At 66.0% G+C, this 21,435-nt stretch carries 16 protein-coding genes; 4 read left to right on the forward strand and 12 right to left on the reverse strand.

Annotated elements, in window-relative coordinates:
- Positions 1–79: 79 nt before the first annotated feature.
- Positions 80–1,099, reverse strand: coding sequence for a substrate-binding domain-containing protein (locus tag APS40_RS01825; protein WP_055045430.1), 1,020 nt, complete (start codon positions 1,097–1,099; stop codon positions 80–82).
- 338 nt (positions 1,100–1,437) lie between these two features.
- On the opposite strand from APS40_RS01825, the gene APS40_RS01830 reads away from it, so the two are divergent.
- On the forward strand, positions 1,438–2,682 hold the full coding sequence (locus APS40_RS01830; RefSeq protein ID WP_055045431.1) for an ROK family transcriptional regulator: 1,245 nt from the start codon (positions 1,438–1,440) through the stop codon (positions 2,680–2,682).
- Between the two features lie 117 nt (positions 2,683–2,799).
- Positions 2,800–4,983, forward strand: a complete 2,184-nt coding sequence (locus APS40_RS01835; RefSeq protein WP_055045432.1) for a putative bifunctional diguanylate cyclase/phosphodiesterase — start codon at positions 2,800–2,802, stop codon at positions 4,981–4,983.
- Positions 4,984–5,034: 51 nt separating this feature from the next.
- Here the strand turns inward: APS40_RS01835 and APS40_RS01840 are convergent, their stop codons facing one another.
- The 3 genes from APS40_RS01840 to APS40_RS24720 form a co-directional block, all read right to left on the reverse strand.
- Complete coding sequence (locus tag APS40_RS01840; protein WP_197279411.1) at positions 5,035–5,385, reverse strand: endonuclease domain-containing protein; 351 nt, start codon at positions 5,383–5,385, stop codon at positions 5,035–5,037.
- Positions 5,386–5,515: 130 nt separating this feature from the next.
- On the reverse strand, positions 5,516–6,508 hold the full coding sequence (locus APS40_RS01845; RefSeq protein WP_055045434.1) for a DNA topoisomerase IB: 993 nt from the start codon (positions 6,506–6,508) through the stop codon (positions 5,516–5,518).
- A gap of 7 nt (positions 6,509–6,515) precedes the next feature.
- The gene (locus tag APS40_RS24720) at positions 6,516–6,689 is read right to left on the reverse strand and encodes a hypothetical protein (RefSeq protein ID WP_156342789.1); all 174 of its coding nucleotides are present in this window, start codon (positions 6,687–6,689) and stop codon (positions 6,516–6,518) included.
- Between the two features lie 120 nt (positions 6,690–6,809).
- Between APS40_RS24720 and ade the strand changes: the two genes are divergently transcribed.
- Together ade and APS40_RS01855 are read left to right on the forward strand one after the other, a co-directional pair.
- Complete coding sequence (gene ade / locus APS40_RS01850) at positions 6,810–8,522, forward strand: adenine deaminase (protein ID WP_055045435.1); 1,713 nt, start codon at positions 6,810–6,812, stop codon at positions 8,520–8,522.
- Positions 8,519–10,162, forward strand: a complete 1,644-nt coding sequence (locus APS40_RS01855; protein ID WP_055045436.1) for a CocE/NonD family hydrolase — start codon at positions 8,519–8,521, stop codon at positions 10,160–10,162. Before ade ends, APS40_RS01855 begins: the two co-directional genes overlap by 4 nt.
- Positions 10,163–10,550: 388 nt before the next feature.
- Here the strand turns inward: APS40_RS01855 and APS40_RS01860 are convergent, their stop codons facing one another.
- From APS40_RS01860 to xdhC, 8 genes are all read right to left on the reverse strand, one after another.
- Positions 10,551–12,710: a malate synthase G gene (locus tag APS40_RS01860; RefSeq protein WP_055045437.1), complete on the reverse strand. Its 2,160-nt coding sequence runs from the start codon at positions 12,708–12,710 to the stop codon at positions 10,551–10,553.
- 262 nt (positions 12,711–12,972) lie between these two features.
- Positions 12,973–14,280 carry a guanine deaminase gene (gene guaD, locus APS40_RS01865; protein ID WP_055045438.1) on the reverse strand — a complete coding sequence of 436 codons (1,308 nt, stop codon included), beginning with the start codon at positions 14,278–14,280 and terminating at the stop codon, positions 12,973–12,975.
- On the reverse strand, positions 14,277–15,497 hold the full coding sequence (locus APS40_RS01870; RefSeq protein WP_055045439.1) for a urate hydroxylase PuuD: 1,221 nt from the start codon (positions 15,495–15,497) through the stop codon (positions 14,277–14,279). The genes guaD and APS40_RS01870 overlap by 4 nt, the downstream gene beginning before the upstream one ends.
- Before the next feature lie 231 nt (positions 15,498–15,728).
- Entirely contained in the window at positions 15,729–16,814 is a 1,086-nt protein-coding gene (locus tag APS40_RS01875; protein ID WP_055045440.1) for a BMP family ABC transporter substrate-binding protein, read from the reverse strand.
- Between the two features lie 29 nt (positions 16,815–16,843).
- Positions 16,844–17,779, reverse strand: a complete 936-nt coding sequence (locus APS40_RS01880) for an ABC transporter permease (protein WP_055045441.1) — start codon at positions 17,777–17,779, stop codon at positions 16,844–16,846.
- 3 nt (positions 17,780–17,782) lie between these two features.
- A complete protein-coding gene (locus APS40_RS01885; RefSeq protein WP_055045442.1) occupies positions 17,783–18,877 on the reverse strand; it encodes an ABC transporter permease in 1,095 nt (364 codons plus the stop codon).
- Positions 18,867–20,432 (reverse strand): ABC transporter ATP-binding protein, encoded by a 1,566-nt coding sequence (locus APS40_RS01890; RefSeq protein ID WP_236884180.1) that lies wholly within the window; start codon positions 20,430–20,432, stop codon positions 18,867–18,869. The genes APS40_RS01885 and APS40_RS01890 overlap by 11 nt, the downstream gene beginning before the upstream one ends.
- Positions 20,422–21,303 (reverse strand): xanthine dehydrogenase accessory protein XdhC, encoded by an 882-nt coding sequence (gene xdhC, locus APS40_RS01895; RefSeq protein ID WP_156342790.1) that lies wholly within the window; start codon positions 21,301–21,303, stop codon positions 20,422–20,424. The genes APS40_RS01890 and xdhC overlap by 11 nt, the downstream gene beginning before the upstream one ends.
- Between the last annotated feature and the right edge of the window lie 132 nt (positions 21,304–21,435).

Consider the following 21,435-nt stretch of genomic DNA (forward strand, 5'->3'; position numbering starts at 1 on the left):
TCGCAGCTGCGCTACCTCTCCCCTCGGAGGGCGCTATCGCGCCCCCTTGGAGGGGAAAGGAGAAGCAGCGGAGAGCAGATCAGCCCCAGCAGAGCTCGGCGCCCTTGGTGGTGTCGATCGACTCGACGCCGGCCACCGGCTTGTCGGTCACCAGCGTCGCGCCGGTATCGAGGAACCCGGCCTTGGGGTCGATCTCGGGCAGCTTGCCCGTGGCGATGGCTTCGAGGGCCATTGACGCCATCTTCAACGGGTATTGCTGGCTGGTCGCGCCGATCACACCCGCCTTGACGTTGGCGACGCCCGGGCAGCCGCCATCGACCGAGACGATCAGCACCGAGCCGTCATCCTTGCCCACCGCCTTCAGCGCTTCCCAGGCGCCTGCTGCCGCGGGTTCGTTGATGGTGTAGACCACGTTGACGTTCGGGCACTTCTGCAGCGCGTTCTCCATTGCGGTGCGGCCCTTTTCCTGGTCGCCCTGGCTGATTTCGTGCGTGCAGATGCGCTTGTCGTCTTCGTCGCCGTACTTGTTGGGGTCCTTCACGTCGATGCCGAAGCCGGCCATGAAGCCCTGGTCGCGCAGGTAGTCGACGGTGGGCTGGTTGGTAGCGAGGTCGAGGAAGACGATCGATGCGTCCTTGGCCTTGTCACCCAGCGTGCCGGCCGCCCATTTGCCGATCAGGTCACCGGCCTTGCGGTTGTCGGTGGCAAAGGTCGCGGTCGCCGCATCCATCGGATCGAGCGGCGTATCGAGCACGATCACCATCAGGCCGGCATCCTTGGCCTTCTGGATCGTCGGCACGATCGCCTTCGAATCCGACGGCACGATCGCAAAGCCCTTGGCGCCCGCCGAGATCAGGTTCTCGATCGCCGCCACCTGGGCGTCATTGTCGCCGTCGAACTTGCCGGCGGCGGTGATCAGCTTGAGCCCCAGTTCCTTGGCCTTGGCCTCGGCGCCCTCGCGCATCTTGACGAAGAACGGGTTGGTCTCGGTCTTGGTGATCAGGCCGACGGTGATTTCCTGCGCGAGCGCCACGCCGCTCATCAGGCCGCCGGCGACGATCGCCCCACAGAGCGCCATCTTCAGATAGCTAAGTCCCATGTAGTCCTCCCACGGTTACGATAGTTGCCATCGTTGTGATCCGGTCCACCGGCGTTTCGCCGCTCCTCAGGACCGTTTCGATCAGGGGCGCTGAGCTGCCCTTGGTGGGCGCTCCTCCCCGAACCGAAAGCGATATTCAGCGCAACCCTCGCGGCCTGTCAATAAATTAATCCATTTGATTTATTAATTGACAGGGCGGATACGAGGGATAATCCTTTCGTTCGGGAGGGGGTAAGAACCCCATGTAATCGATTGCCGTTTCGGCTCCGGCGTGGCTTTTGTGGACACGACGGAGAACGAGAGAATTGTCAACAGATCTGGGCGCGAGGTCGGGAACAGTGGTCACCGGGCCGACAAGCAGAGAGGCTGGCCTGAAGCCGGGAGCCGCCAGTCGCGGCACCAACCAGACCGGGGTGCGGCTCTACAACGAACGCCTGGTACTGTCGCTGATCCGCCGCCACCGCGAGTTGCCCAAGGCCGACATCGCCCGGCTGACCGGGCTGTCGCCGCAGACCATCTCGATCATCACCAATGCGCTTGAAGCCGATGGCCTGTTGCTGCGCGGCACGCCGCAGCGCGGCAAGGTCGGCCAGCCGCTGGTGCCCTACTCGCTCAACCCCGAGGGAGCGCTGAGCTTCGGGCTGAAGATCGGCCGGCGCAGCGTCGATCTCTACCTGATCAACTTTACCGGCCAGATCCTGAAGCTGCTGCACAAGACCTACCCCTACCCCACTCCCGAAAGCATCCGCCAGTTCGCCCGCGCCGGCATCGATGAACTGCTGGAGGGGCTGCCGCCGCCGCTGGTGGCAAGAATCGCCGGCCTCGGCATCGCCGCGCCCTACGAGATGTGGACCTGGCACCAGGAGATCGGCGCGCCCAGGGCCGAGATCGAGGCCTGGCGGCAGGTCGATGTGCGCGCCATGATGGCCGAGATCTGCCCATGGCCGGTCTACTTCGCCAACGACATCACCGCCGCCTGCGCCGCCGAGCTGATGTTCGGCATCGGCGCCGACCACATCGACTACCTCTACGTCTTCATCGGTTCGTTCATCGGTGGCGGGCTCGTGCTGAACGGCCATCTGTTCCCCGGCCGCACCCAGAATGCCGGCGCGCTCGGTTCGATGCCGGCGCCCGATCCCGGCCATGTCGTGCCCCCGGGGCGCACCCCGCAACTGATGAACGTCGCTTCGATCTACGTGCTGGAGCGCGAGTTGCTGGCCATCGGCCGCAACCCCGAGATCCTCTGGCAATCGCCGGACGACTGGGGCGACGACCTGGGAGAGGCGCTCGACCGCTGGATCGACGAAGTGGCCGAGAGCCTCGCCTACTCGATCGTCGCCGCCATCGCGGTGATCGATGTCGAGACGGTGCTGATCGACGGGGCCTTTCCCGCCGATGTACGCAGCCGCATCATCGAGCGCACCGGCGCCGCCGTGGGGCGCATCAACCGCCAGGGCCTGTCGCCGTTCCGGCTGTTGCCGGGCAGCATCGGCAATGCCGCCCGCGCCATGGGCGGCGCCTCGCTGCCGCTGCTCGCCAACTTCACCCAGGATCGCGAAGTGCTGTTCAAGGACAATGCGTGAGTTGACTCCGGCGCGAGGCAACTTGCGCCGATCAAATTTCGTCGCCCGTCCAAGCGGGTAACGAGTTCGAAAAGCTTGCCGGGCACAGTGAGATAGTTCCTCTCCACGCAAGGCCCGATGTCCAATATTCACCGCGCCAGGTTTCGACGCACGCTTTCGATGCTGGTGCTGGCATCGTTCGTGGTGGTCTTCGCCGTGGCCGCGGTGCTGCTGGGCGGGTTCCTGCTGTGGTCGGCCGCGCAGATCGACGACAACGCCGTCAGCCGACAGGCCCAACGCGTCGTCCATGCCGTCGAGGCGCAACGCTCGACCACGCCGCGCGAACAGGAGAGCGTCGCCATCTGGGACGACGCCGTCACGGCGGCCCGCAACAACGATCAGTCCTGGCTGCGCGACAATATCGGTCGCTGGATGTTCAGTTACTTCGGGCATGACGAAAGCTATGTGCTGCGCCCCGACGACACGCCGCTCTATGCCTCTCGTGATGGGCGCACCCGCTCGCCGCAAAGCTTCGCCGCTCGCGGCAGCGCCGTGCTGCCGCTGGTCGAGGACCTCCGCAAGCTCACTGCCGCCGGCTATCTCGACGTGCCGCCCAGCGTCTCCGACTATGTGCTGATCGACGGCCAGCCGGCCGTAGCCAGCGTGATGCCGCTGGTTTCAGACAGCGGCAATCTCGAGCAGCCGGCGGGCCATGAGGCGATCCTCGTGTCGATCGTGCATCTCGATCTCGATTTCGAGCTCAGGATGATCGATCGTTACATGACCGAGGTGGGCCGCTTCACCACCAGCGCCGACAGCGCCGGCGATGTCGAGAGCTTCCCGGTCACCAACCGTGCCGGCCGCATCGTCGCCTTCTACGAATGGCTGCCAAATCGCCCTGGCCGGGAGCTGCTGCAGCGCACCGCGCCGGCTTTGGTCATCGCTTTCATCGTCGTCTCAGCTCTGGTCACCCTGCTGGTGCATCGTCTGCAGCGCGCACTGCGCGCCCTCGAGACCAAGCGCCTCGATGCCGAGCGGCAGGCTACCGAGGATACCTTGACCAGCCTGCCCAACCGGCTGAGCTTCGATCGCCAGTTCGATGCCCGGCTCGATGCGAGCGGCCTGCACGACCCGCCGCTGGCGCTGCTGATGCTCGACCTCGACCGCTTCAAGCAGGTCAACGACACTCTCGGGCACCACGCCGGCGACGAGCTGATCCGCGCCGTCGCCGATCGGCTGCGCGCCGTGATCGGTCCCACCGACACGCTGGCGCGGCTCGGCGGCGACGAGTTCGCCATCGTCCATGCCTGCTACGCCGGCACCATCGAGGTCGCGGGGCTGGCGCAGCGCATCGTCGACAGCATCGCCAGACCGTTCCGCATCCAGGGCAGCGAGGCTTTCGTCGGCGTCTCGATCGGCATTGTCGTCGCCACGGCCGGGCGACGCGACCGGAACGAGCTCAGCCGGTGCGCCGATATCGCGCTCTACGAAGCCAAATCGGCCGGCCGCAACCGCGCCGTGTTCTACGAGGAGGCAATGGACGAGCAGGTGCAGGACCGGCACACCATCGAGGCCGAATTGCGTGAAGCGCTGCGCAGCCCCGACCAGCTCTGGGTGGCGTTCCAGCCGCTCTGCGGCAGCGCCGGCGAAATCATCGGCGCCGAGGCCCTGCTGCGCTGGACCCACCCGCAACTGGGCGCCGTGTCCCCGGCGCGGTTCGTCCCTGTCGCCGAAAGCACCGGGCTGATCGAGCAACTGGGCGAGTTCGTGCTGCGCCGCGCCACCGAGTTCGGAGCCCGCTGGCCCGGCCGCAGCATCGCCGTCAACATTTCGCCCGCCCAATTGCGCAACCCGACCTTCGCCGATCGGGTATTCGACCTGCTGGCCGAGACCGGCATGCAGCCGGCCGATCTCGAGATGGAGATCACCGAGGGCATCCTGCTCGACGACGAGTCGACCGTCGCCGACACCATCCGCAGCTTCCGCCGGACCGGCATCCGCATCGCCCTCGACGATTTCGGCACCGGCTATTCCTCGCTCGGCTACCTGAAGCGCTACCCGGTCGACCGCATCAAGATCGACCGTTCCTTCATCGCCCAGCTCACCACCGCCAACGCCTCCGACGCCATCGTCCAGGCCATGGTGACGCTGGCCCACGCACTCGACATCGACGTCACCGCCGAGGGCGTCGAGACCGAAGAGCAGTTCCGCGCCCTGCTCGGCATGGGCTGCAACACCTTCCAGGGCTACCTGTTCTCGAAACCCCTGACGGTCGACGGCATCGACACCCGCTTCGCCGCCCCGTTGCCGCGGGTGGCGTAGCCGATGCCGCAGTCGGGATCCTCTCCCGCTTGCGGGGGAGGGGGACCGCCGTCAGGCGGTGGAGGGGGGAGCCCCACGCGCGATACTGGCCAGAACCGCCGCCGGCCTCGCTTCGATCTCCTCAGTGGAGAAGCGCATCACTCGGATGCCTTCCTTCTCCAGCCAGGCAGTTCGACGCTGATCCCGGGCGACCTGCTCCTCGTGCACTGGTCCGTCTATCTCGACGCACAGCCTGGCCGCTGCACAGTAGAAGTCGAGAATGTACGGTCCGATCGGGTGCTGGCGGCGAAAGTGCAGGCCGAGTTCTTTGCGGCGAAGCAGGTACCATAGTGTCCGCTCAGCTTGCGTCATCGTGCGACGTAAATCCTTCGCCCGCTCGCGAATAAAGTCCGGTGATCGCAACGCCAGCTCCGTTCGTGGGGCTCCCCCCTCCACCACGCTATGCGTGGTCCCCCTCCCCCGCAAGCGGGAGAGGTTCGCCGACTACGCCAGCCCGTGGGTGCGGCACGGATAGCATCGGGGCCCGACGCCCCTACCCCGCCGCGGCCAGGACCGCTGCCAGCCGCACCTCGCGCTGACGAACCCCGTTGGCGCCGTCGCCACCGGCGGCCCACAGCTCCGCCAGCCGTCCCTTGTCGAACAGGGCATAGAGGCATGGCGCCACGTAGCTCGCCCGGCTGATCGCCGGCGTGTTCTGCAGGAAGGCCGCGACCTGCCGCGTCACCTCCGCCATCTGCCGCTTGCGCCCGGTCATCGACTCAGCCGGCTCTAGCCTCGCCAGTGCCTCGCCGGCCAGCGCGCTGGCATGCAGCGTGCGGAAATCCTTGGCCGTCACCGGCGCGCCGGCGATCTCGCGCAGGTAGCGGTTGAGGTCGTCGGTACGCAGCACCCGCATTTCGCCGTTGCGGTACATCAGCAACCGGCGGCCCGGGATGGTCTTGACCCGTTCGATCGCCCTTGCCAGCCGCGCATCGGTAAAACCATAGCTCGCACGCTTTCCGCTCTTGGCCGGAAACGCCACGCGGATTTCATCGCCTTTGACGGTGACGTCGCGGCTATAGAGCGTTCCGGCGCCGCGCGTCCCATTGGCATCGAGATAGCGCTCGCGCCCGACCCGCATGGCGGTACGGTCGATCAGCGCCACCCCGATCGCCAGCGCCAGTTCCTTGCTGCCGGCCTCGGCTTCGAGATTTTCGCGCACCCGGCGGCGTATGCGCGGCAAGGCGGCGGTCAGCAGGCTCAACTGCTGCTGCTTGCGGCGGAGCCGTCTCGCTTCCCACTCCGGGTGGTAGATGTATTGCAACCGGCCCGCGGCGTCGGTGCCGCAGGCCTGGATGTGGGCGCGCGGGCTGGCGGCAATCCGCACATCATTCCACGCGGGCGGAATGCCGAGGCTTCGCGCCCGCTCGCGCGTTTCGGCATCGCGGATCAGTTCGCCGGCTTCATCGATATAGCCGAAGGTGCGACCGTGCCGGCGGCGGCGGATCGTCAGATCGCCACGGCCGACACGCTTCAGTCTTGCCACCTTCCGCCTACACGCCGGTCGTGGTGTTGGGCGCCGGTGCCATGGCGAAGAAGATCAGGTAGATCAGCCCGAAGGCGAGAACGATGCCGAGCACCGACCAGATCAGCACGCGGAAATTCATCAGCCGGCCGCTGCCCTGGCGGACTTCGTTGGTCGACTTGTGTGCATCATAGGTTCGCATGGCGCTACTCGCTTGCAGAGGAAGGTGAAAACCAACGCCCGCGGCGCACGCCAGTTCCGTCCCCACTTGACCGTGACGGGCTGAACGAGGACGTTGGCGCATGTTGATCACGGCCGCGTCATGACCATTTCCCCCGAACTCCTCACCCGTATGATCAAGGCGGGGGCCGGCGAGGTTCCGGCCGATGTAGTGATCAAGAACGTCCGCCTTCTGGACGTGATCTCGGGCTCCGTCACCCACACCGACATCGCCATCGTCGCCGACCGCATCGTCGGCACCTACGGCTACTACAACGGCAAGACGCTGATCGAAGGCGAGAACCGCTTCGCGGTGCCCGGCTTCATCGACACGCACCTGCATATCGAATCCTCGCTGGTGACGCCGTTCGAGTTCGATCGCTGCGTCCTGCCGCACGGCGTCACCACGGTGATCTGCGACCCGCACGAGATCGCCAACGTGCTGGGCGCCGACGGCATCCGCTATTTCCTCGAGTGCGCCGAGCGCACCATCATGGATATCCGGGTCAATCTCAGCTCCTGTGTGCCGGCTACGCCGCACGAAACCTCGGGGGCGCGGCTCGAGATCGCCGACCTCGAAAAATTCCGCCACCACCGCCAGGTGATCGGCCTTGCCGAGATGATGAACTATCCCGGCGTGCTCGCCGCCGACGCGGGCATCATCGCCAAGCTGGTGGCGTTCCAGGGCGGCCATATCGATGGCCATGCCCCGCTGGTCACCGACCTCGCGCTCAACGGCTATCTCGCCGCCGGTATCCGCACCGACCACGAGTCGACCACGGCGGTAGAAGCGCGCGAGAAGCTGGCGAAAGGCATGGCGATCCTGATCCGCGAAGGCTCGGTGTCCAAAGATCTCGAAGCGCTGGCCGAAATCCTCGATGCCAACACCTCTGCCTATGTCGCCCTCTGCACCGACGACCGCAATCCGCTCGATACGCTCGAGGAAGGCCACCTCGATTCCTCTATCCGCCGGCTGATCGCACGGGGCCGGCCCCTGCATCACGTCTACCGCGCCGCCTCGCACTCGGCCGCCCGTATCTTCGGGCTCAAAGATCGCGGTCTCGTCGCCCCCGGCTACCGCGCCGATATCGCGCTGCTCGACGATCTCGAGGGCTGCCGCGTCGCCGAGGTGATCACCGCCGGGCGGCTGGTGCGTCCCGAGCTGTTCGAAGCCCGTCAGCCGGTGCCACCAGTCGGGCTCGCCTCGATGAAGGCAAAGCGGGTCGCGCCCTCGACCTTCATCGTGCCGCCCAACCCCAGGCAGAATGAAACGCCGGTGATCGGGGTCAGGCCCGGGCTGATCCTCACCTATCGCGAGACCGCGACGCTGGAAGTCTCCGACAAGGGCACCCTGCCCGATATCGAAAACGACGTGATCAAGATCGCGGTCATCGAGCGGCATGGCATCAACGGCAATGTGGCGCTGAGCTTCACCACGGGCTTCGGGCTGAAGCGCGGCGCCATCGCCTCCTCGGTCGGGCACGACAGCCACAACATCACCGTGGTCGGCGTCGATGACGCGGACATGGCCGTGGCGGTCAACCGGCTGATCGAGCTGGGCGGCGGCTTCGCCGTCGCCGATGGCGGCCGGGTCACCGCCGAGCTGGCGCTACCGATCGCCGGCTTGATGAGTCTCCTCAGCTTCGAGGCCGTTGCCGACAAGCTCCATCACCTGCGCCAGGCCGCCTACGACCTCGGCTGCACCCTGCCCGAGCCGTTCCTGCAGGTGGCGTTCCTGGCGCTACCGGTGATCCCGCACCTGAAGATGACCGACCGAGGGCTGTTCGATGTCGACAGGTTCGACTTCGTCAGATGAGCTTTGCCAGCCGGTTTCTTGCCGATCTCTATAAGCTCCCCAGGCGCAAATGCGGCATCGTGCGCACCCGTAACATCCGGGTGCCGATGTATGACGGGGTGACGCTGGCGACCGAGCATTTCGCCCCGAAACTTCCGGGCAAGCACCCTACTATCCTGATGCGCGAGCCCTATGGGCTGTCGGGTTTCGCCACCATCGGCGAAGTCTATGCCGAACGCGGCTTCCACGTCGTGCTGCAGGCGTGCCGCGGCACCGACAAATCGGAAGGCGAGTTCGACCCGTTCGGCCACGAGCGCGACGATGGCCTTGCCACCATCGACTGGATCAAGGCGCAGCCCTGGTTCGACGGCCGGCTCGGCACCTCCGGCCCGAGTTATCTCGGCTACGCGCAGTGGGCGATCTGCGATGCGCTGCCCAAACAAGCCGCCATGGCGATCAAGGTCACCAGCGCCGAGTTCCGCTCCATCGTCTTCCCCGGCGGCGGGCTGGCGGTCGGGCTATGGCTGAGCTGGATCCAGACCGTCGAAGGGCTGCGCGGCAACCCGATGCGCACCGCCCAGCGCATGTTCACCGGCGGCATCGAGCGCGCAACCCTGCGCGCCACCATGAAACTGCCGCTCCGCGATGCCGACAAGCGCGTCACCGGCCGCGAAGTGCCGTTCTGGCGCCGCTGGATGGACGAGGCTATCGGCAACGACGCCTTCTGGCAGCCACTCGACCACACCCATCGTCTCGGCAGCCGCACCCCGCCGGTGAGCTTCACCTCGGGCTGGTACGATTTCATGCTCGATCAGCTGCTGCGCGACTACACCACGCTGGTCGATGCCGGCCACACACCGCAACTGACCATCGGACCGTGGTTCCATGTCAGCTCGGACCTGCAGATGGAAAGCGTCCGGCAGACGCTCGAATGGATGAACGCCAAGCTGCTGGGCGACGCCGGCGCGCTGCGGCCCAAGCCCGTCCGGCTGCATATCGGCGGGCTCAACGAATGGCGCGAGTTCGACAGCTATCCGCCCTTGCCGGCGGAAAACCAGATCTGGCACCTGCATCCCGACAAGGTGCTGTCGCAGCGCCCGGTGCGAGCTTCCCCGCCCGACACCTACACTTACGATCCGGCCCATCCGACCCCGGCGGTCGGTGGCGCCATGTTCGCCTTCAACGGCGCCGGCCCGGTCGATAACGCACCGCTCGAAAAGCGCAGCGATGTGCTGGTCTATACCTCGGAGCCGCTGTTTACGCCCGTAACGATCCTCGGCCAGGTGCGGGTCGCACTCCATGCCCGCTCGAGCCTGCCCAATACCGATTTCTTCGTCCGGCTCTGCGACGTCGACGAGAAGGGGCTGTCGATCAACATCTGCGACGGCATCATCCGCAAGACCTCTGCCGATCCGGCAGTGGCCGACGACATCTGGAAGCTCAACTTCCGCATGCACGCCACCGCGCATCGCTTCAACCGCAACCACCGGCTGCGCGTCATCGTCGCCAGCGGCGCCCACCCGCGCTACGCGCGCAACACCGGCACCGATGAACCGCTCGGCGAAGCCTCGCACCTGGCGTCCGCAGATATCGAGATCTTCCACGACCCGGCGCACCCGAGCGCGATTCATCTGCCGGTGGTGGAGCTGGATCGGGCTTGAATTGGAGTCGGCGTCCCCTCGCCCCTGAGGGGAGAGGGTAGTGCAGCTAGGACCGATAGGTCCGTAGCGGAACTGGGGTGAGGGGTTCAGCTTCTCAGCGAGCGCGCACTGCACCGCTTCACCCCTCAACCGGCCCACGGCGATGGCTTCGCCATCGTCCGCCGGCCACCTTCTCCCCTGAGGGGAGAAGGGAAATGGGTGACCATCAGGGACTGGGCGCGGCCCACCAACTCCCACCACGCACCGGCTGTCATCCCAGCGGAAGCTGGGACCCAACTCGCCGCAGCTCAAGTGGATGAATGGGTCCCAGCTTTCCCTGGGATGACACCGAGTTTCGATGAAGCGGCGGTGGGCTATGAGCCATTTCCGAACGGGAGAGCGGCCGGTGTTACGCCCCCGCCTTCACCCGCTCACGCGCGGCATGGAGGATCGGCTCGGTGTACCCCGACGGCTGCACGGCGCCCTCAAGCGCCAGGTCCAGCGCCGCCTGATAGGCGATCGACGTGCCGAAGTTCCCCGCCATCGGCCGGTACAGCGGATCGCCGGCGTTCTGCCCGTCGACCACTGCCGCCATCTTCTCGAACGAGGCCTTCACCTCGGCCTCGCTCACCAGCCCGTGCTGCAGCCAGTTGGCCACCGCCTGCGAGGAGATGCGGCAGGTGGCGCGGTCCTCCATCAGCCCGACATTGTTTATGTCAGGCACCTTGGAGCAGCCGACCCCCTGGTCGACCCAGCGCACCACGTAGCCCAGGATCCCCTGGGCATTGTTGTCGAGTTCGCGCAGCACCGCCGCCTTGTCGAGCGTCGATGGGTCGAGGACGGGCATGGAGAACAGTTCGCTTAAGCCCGGCGTCGCCTGGTTGTGCCGGCGCTTCTGTGCCTCGAACACGTCGATCTGGTGATAGTGCAGCGCATGCAGCGTTGCGGCGGTCGGCGACGGCACCCAGGCGGTGTTGGCCCCGGCATTGGGATGCGCGGCCTTGCTCGCCAGCATCGCCGCCATATCGTCAGGCCGCGCCCACATGCCCTTGCCGATCTGCGCTTTGCCCGAGAACCCGGCGGCAAGCCCGATCAGCACGTTCCGGTCCTCATAGGACTGGATCCACTTCTCGGCCTTCACATCGTCCTTGCGCAGTACCGGACCGGCCAGCATCGAGGTGTGGATCTCGTCGCCGGTGCGGTCGAGGAAGCCGGTATTGATGAAGAACACCCGCCTGCGCGCGGCATGGATCGCCGCCTTGAGGTTGGCCGAGGTGCGGCGCTCCTCGTCCATGATGCCGATCTTGATGGTCTCGGGCTTCAGCCCCAGCATCTTTTCGACGCCGGCGAAGATCTCGCAGGCGAAGGCGACTTCGTCCGGCCCGTGCATCTTGGGCTTCACCACATAGATCGCGCCGGTAGTGGAGTTGACCTTGTCGCTGAGCGCACAGAGCGCTGTGACCGCCGCGTCCATCAGCCCCTCGCCGATCGGGTTGCCCGCCGGGTCGAGCACCGCCTTCGTCGTCATCAGGTGGCCGACATTGCGCACCAGCAGCAGCGCCCTGCCCTTCAGCGTGAGCGGCTGGCCAGTGACGTCCTTGTACTGCCGGTCGGGGTTGAGCTTGCGGGTCAGAGGCTTGCCGGCCTTCTCGAAGGTCTCGCTCAGCGTGCCGTTCATCAGCCCGAGCCAGTTGCGGTAGACCCCGACCTTGTCCTCGGCATCCACCGCCGCGACAGAATCTTCGCAGTCCTGGATGGTGGTCAGCGCCGACTCGACAATCACGTCACTGAGGCCCGCCTTGTGCGTTGCCCCGATGGGGCTCCTGGGGTCGATGACCAGGATGACATGCAGGCCATTGTGGCGCAGCACCAGCTCGCCGCGCTCCTCGGTCCCGCCATAGCCGACGAACTGCGCGGGGTCCTTGAGCGCGACGCGACCAGCCGCGGTGTCGGCAACGAACACCCGCCGGTCGCCGTCCTTGATCACATGATAGCCGGTGACATCGGCATGGCTGCCGGACGCCAATGGGAACGAGGCATCGAGGAACTCCGCCGCTCGCGCCACCACTGCCGCGGCGCGAGCCGGGTTCAGTCCCTTGCCCGGTGCCAGCTCGCCGTCCCGCGAGATCGCATCGGTGCCGTAGAGCGCATCATAGAGGCTGCCCCAGCGGGCGTTCGCGGCGTTCAGCGCATAGCGCGCGTTCGACACCGGCACCACCAGTTGCGGGCCGCAGATCGACGAAATCTCGGGGTCGAGCCCTCTGGTCTCGATAGTGAAGTCGGCCGGCTCGGGAACGAGGTAGCCGATCTGTTTGAGGAAGGCCTGGTACTTCGCCGGATCAGTTGCAACCGGCCCGTTGGCCTTGTGCCAGTCGTCAATCTGCGTCTGGATCCGGTCACGGATTCCGAGCAACTCGCGGTTCTTCGGCGCGAAGTCGCGCACCAGCCCGGCAAGCCCGCTCCAGAACTGCTCGGCAGTTACGGCCGTGCCTGGAATGGCTTCCTGCTCGACAAAATCCACCAGCAGGGAGTCGACCTTGAGGCCGGATTTCTCGATGTAGTCAGCCATTTCACTTCCTTCGTTCATTCCACGTGCCGGCGGGAACCGGTGGGATATACCGCCGTTCCGGCGCGCGTCGACCCCCACCCCTGTCCCCTCCCCCTAAGAATGGGGAGGGAGACCCTGACACCGATATCGAGGTAGTCGTCTCCCTCCCCAGGTTTAGGGAGAGGGGACAGGGGTGGGGGTCGGCTCGCATCCAGATCACGGTCATGCTCTTGCGCCCTACGCTGCGCAATCCCCCAAAGGCGCAATCGGCGTCACCTTCGGCTCACGCCGCCAGCGCCGACTTCATCGGCTGGCCCATCACATAGGTCTCGACCACCGCCCGGTCGTCGCCGCAGGTCTGCAGCAGGAACAGTTCCTGCTCGAGCGAGCTGCAGGTTTCCATGCGCAACGCCATCTGCGGCGTGGCGCCGGAATCGAGCACCACGATATCGGCTTCCTTGCCCGCTTCGAGCGAGCCGATGCGGCTATCGAGGCTCATCGCCCGGGCATTGCCCAGCGTCATGTGGAAGAACGAGCGGAACGGCGTCAGGCGCTGGCCGCGCAGCTGCATCACCTTGTAGCCCTCGTCCATGGTGCGGAGCATCGAGTAGGAGCTGCCGCCGCCCACATCGGTGGCGGTGGCGATGCGCACGCCGCGCTCGTGCTGGCGCTCATAGTCGAACAGGCCCGAGCCGATGAACAGGTTCGAGGTCGGGCAGAACACCGCTACCGAGCGGGTCTCGGAGATCACCTCGGTTTCGCGATGGCTGAGGTGGATGCAGTGGCCGAGCAGCGTCTTCGGGCCGAGCAGATGGAACTTCTCGTAGATCCCGACATAGTCGCCATAGTTGGGGTAGAGCTCGTTGGCATAGGCGATCTCGGCGAGGTTCTCCGAGACGTGGGTCTGGATGTGGAGGTCCGGGAACTCCCGCGCCAGCGCCTCGGCCATCGCCATCTGCTCGTGCGTCGACGTGATCGCGAAGCGCGGCGTGATGGCGTAATGCGCCCTGCCCCGCCCATGCCACCTGGCAATCCCGGCCTTGGTGTCGTCATAGCCCGATTGCGGCGTGTCAAGCAGGCCCGGCGGCGCGTTGCGATCCATCATCACCTTGCCGCCCACCATCAGCATGTTGCGCTTTTCGGCCTCGCCGAAAAACGCATCGACCGATTGCGGATGCACCGAGCAATAGGCCGCCGCCGTGGTGGTGCCGTGCCGGATCAGCTCGTCGAAAAACCGCGAGGCGATGCGGGTGGCATGCACCTCGTCGCCGAAGCGCTGCTCCTCGACGAAGGTGTAGGTGTTGAGCCACTCGAGCAGCGCCGCCGCATAGGCGCCGATCACCTGCATCTGCGGGAAGTGAATATGCGGATCGATGAACCCCGGCATGATCAGGTGCGGGCGATGATCGATGATCTCGGCCGCGTCGTGATGCGAGGCGGCGCGTTCGTTCCACTCCCCGACCATCAGGATCTTGCCGTCGCCGATCACCACCGCGCCGTCTTCGATATAGCGGTAGGACGCGTGATCTTCGCGACCCTGCGGCTCCTCGAGGAAGCTCAGCACACGCCCGCGGAGAATCGTCACCTTCACTGCCCGTCCCCACGGAACCACGCCACCAGCAGCGCCCGCTCGTCGTCGGTCATGTCGGTGACATTGCCCGGCGGCATGGCGTGCGAGTAGCCGGCCTGGATCGCCACCTGTTCGGCGTGGTTGGCAATGGCGATGTCATTGTCGAGGATGACGTTCTTGGGCGCTTCGGTGATCCCCTCCCACACCGGCTCGGCGGTGTGGCACATCGTGCAACGGGTCTGCACCACCTCGGACGCCGCCTTGAAGTGCGGCGACTGCATCAGGAGCGTTGCCTGCGGCGAGGGGGCGGTCTCGGCCCCGGTCGGCAGTTTCGGCCCGCTCGATAGCCAGGCACAGAGGAGGAAGATCACGATCACCAGCGGCCACACCCAGGTCGGGTTGCCCTTGCGGCCATGCCGGGTGTTGAAGAAATGCCTGATCAGCACGCCCTCGAGGAAGATCAGCGACGCGATCAGCCAGTTCCACGGCGTGGCGAAGGCCAGCGGGTAGTGGCTCGACAGCATGAAGAAGATCACCGGCAGGGTGAGGTAATTGTTGTGCAGCGAGCGTTGCTTGGCGATCTTGCCGTACTTGGCGTCGGGCACCCGTCCGGCCTTCAGGTCCGCCACCACGATCTTCTGGTTGGGGATGATGATCATCGCCACGTTCGCCGCCATGATGGTGGCGGTGAAGGCGCCCATATGCAGCATGGCGGCGCGGCCGGTGAATACCTGCGTATACGCCCAGCTCATCGCCGTAAGGATGGCGAACAGCACCAGCATCAGCCCGCCGGTCGAGTTGCCGATCGGCGATTTGCACAGCGTGTCGTAGAGCACCCAGCCCAGAACGATCGAGCCGAGCGAGATCAGGATCGCCTGCCACGCCGCGATATCGAGCACATGCCGGTCGACGAGGAACAGGTCGGCGCCGAAATAGTAGACGACCACCAGCAGCATGAACCCAGAAATCCAGGTGAAATAGCTCTCCCACTTGAACCAGGTCAGGTGCTCGGGGAGGAAGTCCGGCGCCACCAGGTACTTCTGGATGTGGTAGAAACCGCCGCCATGCACCTGCCACTCCTCGCCATGCGCCAGCGGCGGCAGGCTCGGCGTCTTCCGCAACCCCAGGTCCAGCGCGATGAAATAGAAGCTGGAGCCGATCCAGGCGATGGCGGTGATCACATGCGTCCAGCGCACCGCGAAACTCAGCCATTCCCAGAAGATCGCGTAGTCGGTCATAGTTGCTATTGCCTCAAGTCAAACTGCCCCTCACCCGCCCTTCGGGCACCCTCTCCCTCCTAGGGGCGCAATAGCGCTCCCCGGGGAGAGGGGCGATGTGGCGCGATCTCGCCCAACCTTCCCTCTCCCCTTGAGGGAGAGGGTGGCGCGCAGCGCCGGGTGAGGGGCGCCAAGCACACCGGTCGTGAAAAGAGGCGGACTCGCGCCCGCCTCTCTCAGATCATTACCAGGTCAGGCAGCGCTTTCGACGCCCTTGACGAACCAGTCGATGACCGCGAGCTCGGCCATGGTCATGACCTTGCCTTCCTCGACCTTGAGGTTGCCATCCTGGTCGTAGATCGGGCCGGTGAAGATGTCGTAGGTGCCGTCCTTGTAGCCGGCCTGCACGCCATCGGCGAGCGCCACCACGTCGGCGGGTACCGCCTTGTTGTAGGGCGAGATCACCACGGTGCCTTCCTTCATGCCGTCCCAGGTATCGGCCGACGCCCAGGTGCCGTCGATGATCGCCTGCACGCGCTCGATATAGTACGGCCCCCAGATGTCCTCGATCGCGGTGAGGTGGGCGTTCGGTGCGAACGACGACATGTCGGCCCCCTGGCCGAAGCCGTAGAGGCCCTTCTGCTCCAGAATCTGCAGCGCCGCCGGGCTGTCGGTATGGGTGGTGACGATGTCGCAGCCCAGGTTGATCAGCGTCTCGGTGGCCGCGGCCTCCTTCGGGGGGTCGAACCAGCTGTCAATGAACACCAGCTTCAGCTTGGCATCCGGGTTCTGCTTCTGCGCCGCGAGCAGGAAGGAGTTCACGCCCAGCACCACTTCGGGCACTTTGTACGAACCGAGGTAGCCGAGCGTGCCCGACTTGCTCATCTTGCCCGAGATGGTGCCGAGCACGGCGCGGCCCTCGTGGAACTTGGAGTTGTAGGTCGCGACGTTGTCGGCGCGCTTGAAGCCGGTGCAGTGCTCGAACTTCACGTCGGGGAACTCGGCCGCGACCGCGATGGTCTGGTCCATGTAGCCGTACGAGGTGGTGAAGATCAGCTTGCAGCCCTGCTGGGCGAGGTCGCGGATCAGCGGGATGGCCGAGGCGTCTTCGGCGACGTTCTCGACATAGATCGTCTCGACCTTGTCGCCGAGCGCCGCATCGACCGCCTCGCGGCCCTTGTTGTGCGCCCAGGTCCAGCCATAGTCGCCGATCGGCCCGAGGAAGATGAAGCCGATCTTGATCTTTTCCTGTGCGAAGGCGGCGCCGCCGACCAGCGGCACCGCGGCGGCGGCCGCACCGGCGGCAGCGATGAAGTTGCGGCGATTGAGATTTGCCATGGACGTCTCCTGTTACGTTGTTGGCTTTTCTACGTTGCGGGCACAAAGGGCTTGCCGAGGCAAGCAGGCGCGTTGAGGCCGACCCGATCCCGCATGGAGATCAGCGTCAGCACCACAACGGTCATCAGGTAGGGCATGGCCGCCCAGAACTGCGACGGGATGTATTGGGCGAAGGAGAGGAACGCGAGGCCACCGGCCTTGGCGTTGAGCTCCATCCACATCAGCACCCCGAAAAAGATCGCACCGACAAGCAGCCGGCCGGACCGCCAGCCGGCGAACACCACCAGCGCCAGCGCGATCCAGCCGCGCCCGGCGGTCATCCGCTCGGCCCACATCGGGGTGATCACCATGGAGAAATACGCTCCGCCGATCCCCGCCATGGCGCCGCCGAACGCTACGGCCGCGTAGCGCACGCCAATCACCGAATAGCCGATCGAATGGGCGCTGAGGTCGTTCTCGCCGACGGCTCTGAGGATCAACCCGGCACGCGTCGACTTGAGGAACCAGCCGACGACGAACACCATGACCAGCGCGAAATACACTACCGGCGAGTAGCCGAAGATCACCTTGAGGATCGGGTCGCGCGCCAGTTCAGGCGGAAACACCGAACCGAACTGCGGCACGATCCGGCCCACGAAGCTCAGCCCGATCAAGGAACTGAGCCCGGTGCCGAAAATGGTGAGCGCCAGACCCGTCGCCACCTGGTTCGAATTGAGCGTCAGGACGAGAAAGCCGAACAGCGAAGCGGCGAGCGCGCCGGCGACCGCTGCGCCGATCACGCCCAGCCACGGGTTGCCGGTGAGCACGGTGGCGGCGAAGCCGGCAATGGCGCCGACCAACATCATGCCTTCGACGCCCAGGTTGAGCACGCCGGATTTCTCGACCACAAGCTCACCAAGTCCGGCGAGGAGGATGGGCGTCGAGATGCCCACGATGGTGATGATGGCCGCGATGAGGAAATCCATGGCCTATTCCCCCGCTGCCGGCTGCACGGCGGCCTTGGCCGACGGCATGAAACGCACGCGATAGCGCACGAAGATATCGCTCGCGAGAATGAAGAACAGCATCATCGCCTGGAAGATGCCGGCAGTGGCGTTGGGGATATGCACCGTAGTCTGCGCCACCTGGCCGCCGACATAGGTGACGGCGAGCACGATGCCGGCGATCAGGCAGCCGATGGGATGCAGCCGACCGAGGAACGACACGATGATGGCGGTGAAGCCGTAGCCCGACGGAAAGCCGAGATTGATCGCCTTGAGCGCCCCGGCGAACTCCAGCGCGCCGGCAAGCCCGGCCATGCCCCCGCCGATCAACATGGCAAGCCAGACCGTCTGGTTGCCGTCGAACCCGCCATGGCGGGCGGCATTGGGCGCCGAGCCGACGACGCGCACCTGGTAGCCGAACACCGAGCGCGACATCAGCAGCCAGAACAGGAACGGCAGCACGACCGCGATGGCGACCCCCAGATGCACGGTGGTGCCGGAGAACAGGATCGGCAGCGTCTGGTCCGGCTGCAGCGGCGCCGTCGCCGGGAAATTGCGGCCGTTGGGATCCTTCCAGGGGCCGCCGACCAGGTAGCTCAGGACCTGCAGCGCCACATAGGTGAGCATCAGGCTCGACAGGATTTCGTTGACCCCGAAGCGTGTCTTGAGCGCCGCCGGCACCGACGCCCAGGCGCTGCCGCCGACAATGCCGGCGAGGATCATGGTGACGATGATGATCGGCCCGCCGGCCGCTCCCGCCGCGAGGCCGACACCGGCCGCGCAGAGCGCGCCGATGATGTACTGCCCCTCGGCGCCGATGTTCCAGACATTAGCGCGATTGCCGATGGACAGGCCGAGCGCGATGATGATCAGCGGCGCGGCTTTGACGGCCACGTCCTGCCATTTGTAGGAGGCGATCAGCGGCGTCACGAAAATGTCGATGACGGCCCGCTGCCCGTCGATCCCGAGCAGGTCGAACACCACCACACCGACCAGCATGGTGAGCAGCACCGAGGCGATCGGTGTCACCACCTGCATCAGTTTGCTCGGTTCCCGGCGCTTCTCGAGCTTAATGCGCATCGGCGAGCTCCGCCTGTTGACCAGCGGGCGTATTTGGCGCCTCGCCGTGGATGCCACCCATGAGCAAGCCGATCTCCTCGATATCGGCGCCAGCGACCTCGATCGGTCGCGACAGCCGTCCCTCATTGATCACTGCCAGCGTGTCGCACAGCGACAGCAGTTCATCGAGATCCTGGCTGATCACCACCACTGCCGAACCGGCAGCCGCGAGATCGACGATCGCCTGATGGATCGCCGCTGCCGCTCCGGCATCGACGCCCCAGGTCGGCTGGCTGACCACCAGCACGGCGGGCCTCTGCAGGATTTCGCGACCCATGATGTATTTCTGCAGGTTCCCGCCCGACAGCGAGCCCGCGGTGGCGCCCGGCCCCAGCGCCTTGACGGCAAAGGCAGTGATCACCTCGCCGGCATAGGTCTTGGCCGCACCGGCCTTGATCAGCCCGGCGCTGACCATGCCGAGCCGATCACGGGCCGTGAGGATGGTGTTGTCGGCGAGGCTGAATTCGGGCACCGCCGCATGGCCGTTGCGCTCCTCGGGCACGCTGGCCAGCCCCCTCAGCCGGCGGGATTTTGCCGGCAGCTGGCCGACAGGTGCGCCGTCGATGGTGATGGCCTCGGGATCGCCCGTCAGCACTTCCCCCGACAGCGCCAGCAGCAGGGCGTTCTGGCCATTCCCCGCGACGCCCGCCACCCCGAAGATTTCACCGCCCCGAACGCTGAAGCTGATGTCCTTGAGCGCAATGCCGAACGGTCCGGCGCCGGGGATCGACAGCCGGCTGACCACCAGTTTTTCAGGCCCCATGGCGCGGCCGGCCGGCTTGCTGATCTCCTTGAGACCGGCGCCGATCATCTTTTCGGCCATCGAGCGAGAGGTCTCGACCTTGGGGTCGCAGGTATCGACAAGCTTGCCGCCGCGCAGGATCGTCGCCGTGTCGCACAGCGCTTTGATCTCGTGCAGCTTGTGCGAAATATAAAGGATCGAGCACCCCTCCGATGCGAGCTGGCGCAGCACCACGAACAGTTGCTCGACCTCCTGCGGGGTGAGCACCGAGGTCGGCTCGTCCATGATCAGCAGTTTCGGGTTGAGCAGCAGCGCCCGCACGATCTCGATACGCTGGCGCTCACCCACGGACAGCGTGGAGACGGTACGGCGCGGATCGAGCTTCAGCCCATACTGTTCCATCACCGCGCCGATCCGCGCTTCGAGATCGCGGGTGTGGATCTTGGCATCCATGCCCAGCGCAATGTTCTCGAGCACGGTCATCGCCTCGAACAGCGAGAAATGCTGGAACACCATGCCGATGCCGAGCTTGCGGGCGGCCTTGGGGTTGCCGACCACGAGGGGTTGGCCGTTCCAGCGGATTTCCCCCGCATCGGGCTGCATGATCCCGTAGATCATCTTGACCAGCGTGGATTTGCCGGCGCCGTTTTCGCCGAGCAGCGCGTGGATCTCGCCCGGCAGCACGGAGAACGAAACGTTGTCGTTAGCGAGGACGCCAGGAAAGCGCTTGGTGATACCGGTCAGTTGCAGCCGCGGCGCGATACTAGTCTCCAAGGACGGCTCCCGACGTCTTCGTGGTGGCCGGCCGCGCCTTCAGATCTTCGACTTCCCGCCCGACAATGTGGACCAGAATCTCGGCCGCCGCCAGAGCGGCGATGACTTCCGGTCGCTTGTCCCCAATCCCGCCGGGAAAAGCCTTGCCGCCGATCGGCAGCACCAGGCGGTCGAGGGGGGCCGCCGGATAGCCCTCGCCCAGGTACCAGGAGCGGAACCGCGCCTTTTTCGTCATCGAGCCGACCATGCCGATGTAAGGCGCATCCGCCCGCTGCAGCGCCTCGGCGGCGATGAGGAAGTCGAGCTCATGGTCATGCGTGAGGATGACGAAGGCGCTGCCCCGCGGCGCCGACCGCGCCACCGCCTCGGGCATCGCCACGGCATGGGTTTCAACATTCTCCGGTAGGTCCGCCAGCTCATCCGGCCGCGTATCGACCACATGCACCCTCAGCGGCAGGGCCGCCAATGCTCGCGCCAGGGCATGTCCGACATGCCCCGAGCCGAACAGGTAGACATGCGGCCGCGCCGCCAGTTCGGCCTCGAGCCTGGCTGCGAGCCGTTCCGCCTCGACCGCGGTGACCCGCCTGAGCGCCACATCTACCCGCCCACCGCAGCACTGCCCGATTTCCGGCCCGAGCGGGATATCGAGGCTGTCCTCATGCAGGCCGTCGCGCAGCACCTGCCGCGCCCGGTCGATCACCATATACTCGAGCGCCCCACCCCCGATGGTGCCGACCTGCGCCTCCGGCGAGATCAGCATGAAGGTGCCGGCTTCGCGCGGGGAGGAGCCGCGCACGGCGGTGAGCTCGGCGACCACGGTCGCGGGATTGGCGGTGAGGAAGGACTTCAGGGTCACGACGGTGAGAGTCATCGTGTGGCTCCCCCCTCCCCAACCCTCCCCGCAAGGGGGAGGGTGCCGGGCGGTGAATGGGGTGAGATCTGGCCGCAAACTCGATGCGGCACCTCCCCCTCGACGGGGGAGGTTGGGAGGGGGTGCGTGGCG

Source organism: Devosia sp. A16, from assembly GCF_001402915.1.
Taxonomy (GTDB): domain Bacteria; phylum Pseudomonadota; class Alphaproteobacteria; order Rhizobiales; family Devosiaceae; genus Devosia_A.

Coding starts and splice junctions, on each gene's coding strand:
- APS40_RS24720 (WP_156342789.1), bottom strand. CDS start 6,689: ATGCGAACCTATGATGCACACAAGTCGACCAACGAAGTCCGCCAGGGC.
- APS40_RS01860 (WP_055045437.1), bottom strand. CDS start 12,710: ATGGCTGACTACATCGAGAAATCCGGCCTCAAGGTCGACTCCCTGCTG.
- APS40_RS01825 (WP_055045430.1), bottom strand. CDS start 1,099: ATGGGACTTAGCTATCTGAAGATGGCGCTCTGTGGGGCGATCGTCGCC.
- xdhC (WP_156342790.1), bottom strand. CDS start 21,303: ATGACTCTCACCGTCGTGACCCTGAAGTCCTTCCTCACCGCCAATCCC.
- ade (WP_055045435.1), top strand. CDS start 6,810: ATGACCATTTCCCCCGAACTCCTCACCCGTATGATCAAGGCGGGGGCC.
- APS40_RS01885 (WP_055045442.1), bottom strand. CDS start 18,877: ATGCGCATTAAGCTCGAGAAGCGCCGGGAACCGAGCAAACTGATGCAG.
- APS40_RS01870 (WP_055045439.1), bottom strand. CDS start 15,497: ATGACCGACTACGCGATCTTCTGGGAATGGCTGAGTTTCGCGGTGCGC.
- APS40_RS01835 (WP_055045432.1), top strand. CDS start 2,800: ATGTCCAATATTCACCGCGCCAGGTTTCGACGCACGCTTTCGATGCTG.
- APS40_RS01875 (WP_055045440.1), bottom strand. CDS start 16,814: ATGGCAAATCTCAATCGCCGCAACTTCATCGCTGCCGCCGGTGCGGCC.
- APS40_RS01880 (WP_055045441.1), bottom strand. CDS start 17,779: ATGGATTTCCTCATCGCGGCCATCATCACCATCGTGGGCATCTCGACG.
- APS40_RS01855 (WP_055045436.1), top strand. CDS start 8,519: ATGAGCTTTGCCAGCCGGTTTCTTGCCGATCTCTATAAGCTCCCCAGG.